The organism is Mesorhizobium sp. WSM4816 (genome assembly GCF_055811535.1).
The window spans coordinates 21,506-28,603 of record NZ_JBVVQR010000056.1 but is presented as its reverse complement, the minus strand read 5'-3'; the positions used below and the strand labels follow the sequence as shown (position 1 = coordinate 28,603).

The 7,098-nt window shown below is 62.0% G+C and carries 16 protein-coding genes; all 16 read left to right on the top strand.

Annotation, left to right across the window (positions count from 1 at the left end; genetic code table 11):
- Positions 1 to 76 (top strand): EF-Tu C-terminal domain-related protein (locus AC0L3H_RS31355; protein ID WP_454589835.1); only part of this gene is annotated, 76 nt, incomplete at its 5' end.
- A gap of 63 nt (positions 77 to 139) precedes the next feature.
- The gene (gene rpsJ / locus AC0L3H_RS31350) at positions 140 to 448 is read left to right on the top strand and encodes a 30S ribosomal protein S10 (RefSeq protein ID WP_006205468.1); all 309 of its coding nucleotides are present in this window, start codon (positions 140 to 142) and stop codon (positions 446 to 448) included.
- Positions 449 to 589: 141 nt separating this feature from the next.
- Positions 590 to 1,336: a 50S ribosomal protein L3 gene (gene rplC, locus AC0L3H_RS31345; protein ID WP_287248043.1), complete on the top strand. Its 747-nt coding sequence runs from the start codon at positions 590 to 592 to the stop codon at positions 1,334 to 1,336.
- A complete protein-coding gene (gene rplD, locus AC0L3H_RS31340; RefSeq protein WP_027154042.1) occupies positions 1,336 to 1,956 on the top strand; it encodes a 50S ribosomal protein L4 in 621 nt (206 codons plus the stop codon). Before rplC ends, rplD begins: the two co-directional genes overlap by 1 nt.
- Complete coding sequence (locus tag AC0L3H_RS31335; protein WP_010909275.1) at positions 1,953 to 2,246, top strand: 50S ribosomal protein L23; 294 nt, start codon at positions 1,953 to 1,955, stop codon at positions 2,244 to 2,246. Before rplD ends, AC0L3H_RS31335 begins: the two co-directional genes overlap by 4 nt.
- Positions 2,247 to 2,269: 23 nt before the next feature.
- Positions 2,270 to 3,103 carry a 50S ribosomal protein L2 gene (rplB, locus tag AC0L3H_RS31330; RefSeq protein ID WP_128177330.1) on the top strand — a complete coding sequence of 278 codons (834 nt, stop codon included), beginning with the start codon at positions 2,270 to 2,272 and terminating at the stop codon, positions 3,101 to 3,103.
- 16 nt (positions 3,104 to 3,119) lie between these two features.
- Positions 3,120 to 3,398, top strand: a complete 279-nt coding sequence (rpsS, locus tag AC0L3H_RS31325) for a 30S ribosomal protein S19 (RefSeq protein ID WP_006205463.1) — start codon at positions 3,120 to 3,122, stop codon at positions 3,396 to 3,398.
- A 2-nt stretch (positions 3,399 to 3,400) separates the two neighbouring features.
- Positions 3,401 to 3,790, top strand: a complete 390-nt coding sequence (gene rplV / locus AC0L3H_RS31320) for a 50S ribosomal protein L22 (protein WP_023799292.1) — start codon at positions 3,401 to 3,403, stop codon at positions 3,788 to 3,790.
- A complete protein-coding gene (gene rpsC / locus AC0L3H_RS31315) occupies positions 3,790 to 4,515 on the top strand; it encodes a 30S ribosomal protein S3 (RefSeq protein ID WP_023799291.1) in 726 nt (241 codons plus the stop codon). The genes rplV and rpsC overlap by 1 nt, the downstream gene beginning before the upstream one ends.
- A gap of 27 nt (positions 4,516 to 4,542) precedes the next feature.
- The gene (gene rplP, locus AC0L3H_RS31310) at positions 4,543 to 4,956 is read left to right on the top strand and encodes a 50S ribosomal protein L16 (RefSeq protein WP_023799290.1); all 414 of its coding nucleotides are present in this window, start codon (positions 4,543 to 4,545) and stop codon (positions 4,954 to 4,956) included.
- Positions 4,957 to 4,969: 13 nt separating this feature from the next.
- Positions 4,970 to 5,170, top strand: coding sequence for a 50S ribosomal protein L29 (rpmC, locus tag AC0L3H_RS31305; RefSeq protein ID WP_023799289.1), 201 nt, complete (start codon positions 4,970 to 4,972; stop codon positions 5,168 to 5,170).
- Positions 5,171 to 5,181: 11 nt separating this feature from the next.
- The gene (rpsQ, locus tag AC0L3H_RS31300; RefSeq protein ID WP_023799288.1) at positions 5,182 to 5,421 is read left to right on the top strand and encodes a 30S ribosomal protein S17; all 240 of its coding nucleotides are present in this window, start codon (positions 5,182 to 5,184) and stop codon (positions 5,419 to 5,421) included.
- Positions 5,422 to 5,492: 71 nt separating this feature from the next.
- Entirely contained in the window at positions 5,493 to 5,861 is a 369-nt protein-coding gene (gene rplN, locus AC0L3H_RS31295; protein WP_006205457.1) for a 50S ribosomal protein L14, read from the top strand.
- Between the two features lie 12 nt (positions 5,862 to 5,873).
- A complete protein-coding gene (gene rplX / locus AC0L3H_RS31290) occupies positions 5,874 to 6,188 on the top strand; it encodes a 50S ribosomal protein L24 (protein ID WP_013531428.1) in 315 nt (104 codons plus the stop codon).
- Positions 6,181 to 6,759, top strand: a complete 579-nt coding sequence (rplE, locus tag AC0L3H_RS31285; protein WP_023799287.1) for a 50S ribosomal protein L5 — start codon at positions 6,181 to 6,183, stop codon at positions 6,757 to 6,759. The genes rplX and rplE overlap by 8 nt, the downstream gene beginning before the upstream one ends.
- A 27-nt stretch (positions 6,760 to 6,786) precedes the next feature.
- Positions 6,787 to 7,092: a 30S ribosomal protein S14 gene (rpsN, locus tag AC0L3H_RS31280; protein ID WP_023799286.1), complete on the top strand. Its 306-nt coding sequence runs from the start codon at positions 6,787 to 6,789 to the stop codon at positions 7,090 to 7,092.
- The last annotated feature ends 6 nt before the right edge of the window (positions 7,093 to 7,098 follow it).

Here is a 7,098-nt window from a genome sequence, read left to right as displayed (position 1 = left end):
AGAGAAGCTGCGCTTCGCCATCCGTGAAGGCGGCCGCACCGTCGGTGCCGGCATCGTCGTCACCATCAAAGAGTAATTTGGACTTAAACCGATCTGTCGCGGGCGCTGCCCGCGCCGCGCCAGAACAAGGAAGTGACGCATGAACGGACAGAATATCCGCATCCGCCTGAAGGCGTTTGATCACCGGGTGCTTGACGCCTCGACGCGGGAAATCGTGTCGACGGCCAAGCGCACCGGCGCCAACGTCCGCGGCCCCATTCCGCTGCCGACGCGGATCGAAAAGTTCACGGTCAACCGGTCGCCTCACGTCGACAAGAAGAGCCGCGAGCAGTTCGAGATGCGCACGCACAAGCGTCTGCTCGACATTGTCGATCCGACCCCGCAGACGGTCGACGCTTTGATGAAGCTCGATCTTGCCGCCGGTGTCGACGTCGAGATCAAGCTCTGAGGAACCAGAGCGGCGGGGCGACCCGGAACTCTGAAGGAACAAGAGGCGTGGAGGGGCGACAAGCCCCGACAGGGAACTCTGAAGGAACAAGAGGCGTGGAGGGGCGAAAGCCCCGACAGGGAACTCTAAAGGAATGAACCGATGCGTTCAGGTGTGATTGCAAAGAAGGTGGGAATGACCCGCATCTACAACGATGCCGGGGAACATGTTCCCGTCACCGTTCTCCAGATGGAGAACTGCCAGGTCGTGGCGCAGCGCACGCAGGAGAAGAACGGCTATACCGCCGTCCAGCTCGGCGTTGGCCTTGCCAAGGTGAAGAACACGTCGAAGGCGATGCGCGGCCATTTCGCGACCGCTTCCGTCGAGCCGAAGGCCAAGGTTGCCGAGTTCCGCGTCTCCGCCGACAACATGATCGATGTCGGCGCCGAGATCACCGTCGATCATTTCGTCGTCGGCCAGAAGGTCGATGTGACGGGAACTACGATCGGCAAGGGTTTCCAGGGCGTCATCAAGCGGCACCACATGGGCGGCGGCCGCGCGACCCACGGCAACTCGGTCTCGCACCGTACGCACGGCTCGACCGGCCAGCGCCAGGACCCGGGCAAGGTGTTCAAGGGCAAGCATATGGCCGGCCACATGGGTGACACCCGCGTCACCACGCAGAATGTCGAGGTCGTCTCGACCGATGCCGATCGCGGTCTGATCCTGATCCGCGGCGCGGTTCCCGGTTCGAAGGGCGCCTGGATCCTGGTCCGTGACGCAGCCAAGGTTGCGCTGCCGGCCAATGCGCCGAAGCCCGCCGCAATCCGCGCTATTGCAACCAATGATGGCGCCAAGAACGATGCCCCGGCCACAGCAGATGCCCCGGCCACAGAGGGAGCGGAATAATGGACCTCAAGATCACAACGCTTGGCGGCAAGGACGCCGGCAAGGTGAAACTCTCCGAGGAGATTTTCGGCCTTGATCCGCGCGAGGACATCCTGCAGCGCGTCGTGCGCTGGCAGCTTGCCAAGAAGCAGCAGGGCACGCACAAGACCAAGGGTCGCGCCGAGATCGCCCGCACCGGCGCCAAGATGTATAAGCAGAAGGGTACGGGCCGCGCCCGTCACCATTCGGCACGCGCTCCGCAGTTCCGCGGCGGCGGCAAGGCCCACGGCCCGGTCGTCCGCAGTCACGAGCACGATTTGCCGAAGAAGGTGCGTGCGCTGGGCCTCAAGCATGCTCTCTCGGCCAAGGCCAAGAGCGCCTCGCTCATCATCATTGATGAGTTGATGCTGACTGAGGCCAAGACCAAGGCGCTGATCGCGAATTTCGCGACGCTGGGCCTGTCCAACGCCTTGCTGATCGGCGGCGCCGAGCTCGACAAGAACTTTAAGCTGGCGGCGACGAACATCCCGAACATCGACGTGCTGCCCATCCAGGGCATCAACGTCTACGACATTCTGCGCCGCGGCACGCTGGTCCTTTCGAAGGCCGCCGTCGAGGCTCTCGAGGAGCGCTTCAAATGACCGACCTTCGTCACTACGACGTGATCGTCTCGCCGGCGATCACCGAAAAGTCGACCATGGCTTCCGAGCAGAACCAGGTCGTCTTCAATGTCGCCAAGAAGGCGTCGAAGCCGGAAATCAAGGCTGCCGTCGAAGCGCTGTTCGGCGTCAAGGTGATGGCCGTGAACACGCTTGTCCGCAAGGGCAAGATCAAGCGCTTCCGCGGCACGATCGGCCGCCAGAGCGACGTCAAGAAGGCGATTGTGACGCTGGCCGACGGCCAGTCGATCGACGTCGCGACGGGTCTCTGAGCAAGACCGCGAGGACAACAGACATGGCACTGAAAAAATTCAACCCGATAACGCCGAGCACCCGCCAGCTGGTCATCGTCGACCGCTCGGGCCTCTACAAGGGCAAGCCCGTCAAGGGCCTGACCCAGGGCCTGACCAAATCGGGCGGCCGCAACAATTACGGCCGCATCACCGCCCGCTTCATCGGCGGCGGTCACAAGCGTACGTACCGCATCATCGACTTCAAGCGCCGCAAGTTCGACATTGTCGGCACGGTCGAGCGTATCGAATACGATCCGAACCGCAGCGCCTTCATCGCGCTGATCAAGTACGACGATGGCGAGCTGTCCTACATCATCGCTCCGCAGCGCATTGCTGCCGGCGACAAGATCGTGGCCGGCGAAGCGGTCGACGTGAAGCCGGGCAATGCGATGCCGCTGGCCTCGATGCCGGTCGGCACGATCGTCCACAACATCGAGCTGAAGCCGGGCAAGGGCGCCCAGGTTGCCCGTTCGGCTGGCGGTTATGCCCAGCTCGTCGGCCGCGACCAGGGCATGGCGATCCTGCGCCTCAACTCCGGCGAGCAGCGTGTCGTCCACGGCTCGTGCATGGCCACTGTCGGCGCCGTCTCCAACCCGGACCACGGCAACATCAATGACGGCAAGGCAGGCCGCACGGTATGGCGGGGAAAACGTCCGCACAACCGCGGCGTGACCATGAACCCGGTCGACCATCCGCACGGCGGCGGCGAAGGCCGCACCTCGGGTGGCCGCCATCCGGTTTCGCCTTGGGGCAAGCCGACCAAGGGCAAGAAGACGCGGTCCAATAAGGCGACCGACAAGTTCATCCTGCGCTCGCGCCATCAGCGCAAGAGCTAAGAAGAGGTAACGCCAAGTGACTCGTTCGATTTGGAAAGGCCCCTTCATCGACGGCTACCTTCTCAAGAAGGTGGACAAGGTTCGTGAAGGTGGTCGCAATGAGGTGATCAAGATGTGGAGCCGTCGCTCCACCATCCTGCCGCAGTTCGTCGGCTTCACCTTCGGTGTCTACAACGGCCAGAAGCACGTTCCCGTTTCGGTGAACGAGGACATGGTCGGTCACAAGTTCGGTGAATTCGCTCCGACCCGGACCTATTACGGTCACGGCGCGGATAAGAAGGCGAAGAGGAAATAATCATGGGCAAGGCCAAAGCTCCGCGCAGGCTTGCTGACAACGAAGCGCGCGCCGTGTTGCGCACGATCCGTATCAGCCCGCAGAAGCTGAACCTGGTTGCCGCGCTGATCCGCGGCAAGAAGGTCGCGACAGCGCTTTCCGATCTCGAATTCTCGGCCAAGCGGATTTCCGGCACGGTCAAGAAGACGCTGGAATCGGCGATCGCCAACGCGGAAAACAACCACGACCTCGACGTCGATGCGCTGATCGTGGCGGAAGCCTATGTCGGCAAGTCGATCGTCATGAAGCGGTTCCATGCCCGTGGCCGTGGCCGCGCCAGCCGTATCGAGAAGCCGTTCTCGCACCTCACGATCGTCGTTCGTGAAGTCGAAGAAAAAGTGGAGGCCGCATAATGGGCCAGAAAATCAATCCGATCGGTCTGCGTCTCGGCATCAACCGCACCTGGGATTCGCGCTGGTTCGCCAACACCGGCGAGTACGGCAAGCTGCTGCACGAGGACATCAAGATCCGCAAGTATCTTGAGAAGGAACTCAAGCAGGCTGCGATCTCGAAGGTCGTGATCGAGCGTCCGCACAAGAAGTGCCGCGTCACCATCCATGCGGCGCGTCCGGGCCTGATCATCGGCAAGAAGGGCGCCGACATCGAGAAGCTTCGCAGGAAGCTGATGGAGATGACGAAGTCCGAGACGCATTTGAACATCGTCGAAGTGCGTAAGCCCGAGATCGACGCGACGCTGGTCGCCCAGTCGATCGCCCAGCAGCTCGAGCGCCGTATCGCGTTCCGCCGCGCCATGAAGCGCGCCGTGCAGTCGGCGATGCGCCTCGGTGCCGAAGGCATCCGCATCAACTGCGCCGGCCGTCTCGGCGGCGCCGAGATCGCGCGCATGGAATGGTATCGCGAAGGTCGCGTGCCGCTGCATACGCTGCGCGCCGACGTCGACTACGGCACGGCCGAAGCACACACCGCCTACGGCATCTGCGGTGTCAAGGTCTGGGTGTTCAAGGGCGAAATCCTCGAGCACGACCCGATGGCTTCGGAGCGCCGCGCCACCGAGGGCGATCATGCGCATGGCGGTGGTGGTGAGCGCGAACGCGGTCGCCGTCGCGAAAACGCCTGAGACAGTTGAGAATTTGGAGTTAGAACGATGCTGCAGCCAAAGCGCACAAAGTTCCGCAAGCAGTTCAAGGGTCGTATCCACGGTGCCGCCAAGGGTGGCACCAATCTGGATTTCGGCGGTTTCGGGCTGAAGGCGCTTGAGCCGAACCGCGTCACCGCGCGTGAGATCGAGGCGGCCCGCCGCGCGATCACCCGCGAGATGAAGCGCGCCGGCCGCGTCTGGATCCGTATCTTCCCGGACGTGCCGGTGACGTCGAAGCCGACCGAAGTCCGCATGGGCAAGGGCAAGGGCGCGGTCGATTACTGGGCGGCGCGCGTCAAGCCCGGCCGGATCATGTTCGAGATCGACGGCGTCAATGAGGAAACCGCCCGTGAGGCGCTGCGTCTCGGCGCGGCCAAGCTCTCGGTCAGGACCCGCTTCGTACAGCGCATCGCAGAATAAGGACGGGCTGATCATGAAAGCCGAAGACATCCGGACCAAGACCCAGGACCAGCTGACCGACGAATTGGCCAGCCTGAAGAAGGAGCAGTTCAACCTGCGCTTCCAGAAGGCCACCGGCCAGCTCGAGAAGACCGCGCGCGTGAGGCAGGTCCGCAAGGACATTGCGCGTATCAAGACCATCGCTGCGGAAAAGTCCGCGGCTAAGAAGGCTTAAGGACGAAAACCATGCCAAAGCGCATTCTGCAGGGCACCGTCGTCAGCGACAAAAACGAGAAGACGGTTGTCGTCAAGGTCGAACGGCGCTTCACGCATCCCGTGATGAAGAAGACCGTGCGCATGACCAAGAAGTACAAGGCGCACGACGAGAACAACGCCCACAAGGTCGGCGATCAGGTGTTCATCCAGGAATCGAAGCCGATTTCCAAGGACAAGCGCTGGACCGTCGTGTCTTCGGACCAGGCGTAAACAACGAATTTTGGACAGACCGGGGAGGGGCTTTGCGCCCGTCCCGTTAGAAGAGAAGAAGGCGGCCAGTCATGATTCAGATGCAAACAAACCTCGACGTCGCGGATAATTCCGGCGCCCGTCGTGTCATGTGCATCAAGGTGCTGGGCGGCTCGAAGCGGAAATACGCTTCCGTGGGCGACATCATCGTGGTGTCGATCAAGGAAGCCATCCCGCGCGGCCGCGTCAAGAAGGGCGATGTGATGAAGGCGGTCGTGGTTCGCACGGCCAAGGACATCCGCCGCCCGGACGGCAGCGTGATCCGTTTCGACAAGAACGCGGCCGTTCTCGTCGACAACAAGAAAGAGCCGATCGGCACGCGTATCTTCGGACCAGTTCCGCGCGAACTCCGCGCCAAGAACCACATGAAGATCATCTCGCTCGCGCCTGAAGTGCTGTAAGGAGCCGGACCAATGCAGAAGATTAGAAAAGGCGACAAGGTCGTCGTGCTGGCCGGCAAGGACAAGGGCCGTTCGGGCGAAGTCCTCTCGGTACAGCCGAAGGAAGACACCGCGCTGGTGCGTGGCGTCAACATGATCCGTCGTCACCAGAAGCAGTCCCAGTCCCAAGAGGGCGGGATCATCACCAAGGAAGCGCCGATCCAGCTGTCGAACATCGCGCTGGCCGACCCCAAGGATGGCAAGCCGACCCGTGTCGGCTTCATCTTCCAGAAGGACGGCAAGAAGGTGCGCGTCGCCAAGCGCTCGGGAGAAGTCATCAATGGCTAAGGCTCAAACCAAGCAGGCGACTGCCCAGAACACGCCGCGCCTCAAGCAGGTCTACAACGAGACCATCCGCAAGGCGCTGCAGGAGCAGTTCGGCTACGAGAACGAGATGCAGGTTCCGCGCATCGACAAGATCGTGCTGAACATGGGCGTCGGCGAAGCGACCGGCGATTCGAAGAAGCCTTCGATCGCGGCGGAGGATCTGGCGCTGATCGCCGGCCAGAAGGCCGTCGTCACCCACGCGCGCAACTCGATCGCCGGCTTCAAGGTCCGCGAAAAGATGCCGATCGGCGCCAAGGTCACGCTGCGCAAGGAACGCATGTACGAGTTCCTCGACCGCCTCGTGAACATCGCGCTGCCGCGCGTCCGCGACTTCCGCGGACTCAATCCGAAGAGCTTCGATGGCCGTGGCAACTATGCCATGGGCATCAAGGAACACATCGTGTTCCCGGAGATCAACTACGACAAGGTTGATCAGATCTGGGGCATGGACGTCATCGTTTGTACGACTGCGAAGACGGACGACGAAGCCAGGGCATTGCTCAAGGCCTTCAACTTCCCCTTCCGCCAGTAACGGCAGCGAGAAAAGGAAAAATCTGAAATGGCAAAGACCAGCTCAGTCGAGAAGAACAACAGGCGCCGCAAGCTTGTGGACCAGTACGCTGCCAAGCGTAAGGTCCTCAAGGCGATCATCATGGATCAGTCCAAGCCAATGGAAGAGCGCTTCCGCGCTCAGCTGAAGCTTGCGGCACTGCCGCGCAACTCGGCCAAGATCCGCATCCGCAACCGCTGCGAAGTCACCGGACGTCCGCGTGCCTATTATCGCAAGCTCAAAGTATCGCGCATCGCGCTTCGTGATCTCGGCAATAACGGCCAGATCCCGGGCCTGGTCAAGTCGAGCTGGTAAGGAGGA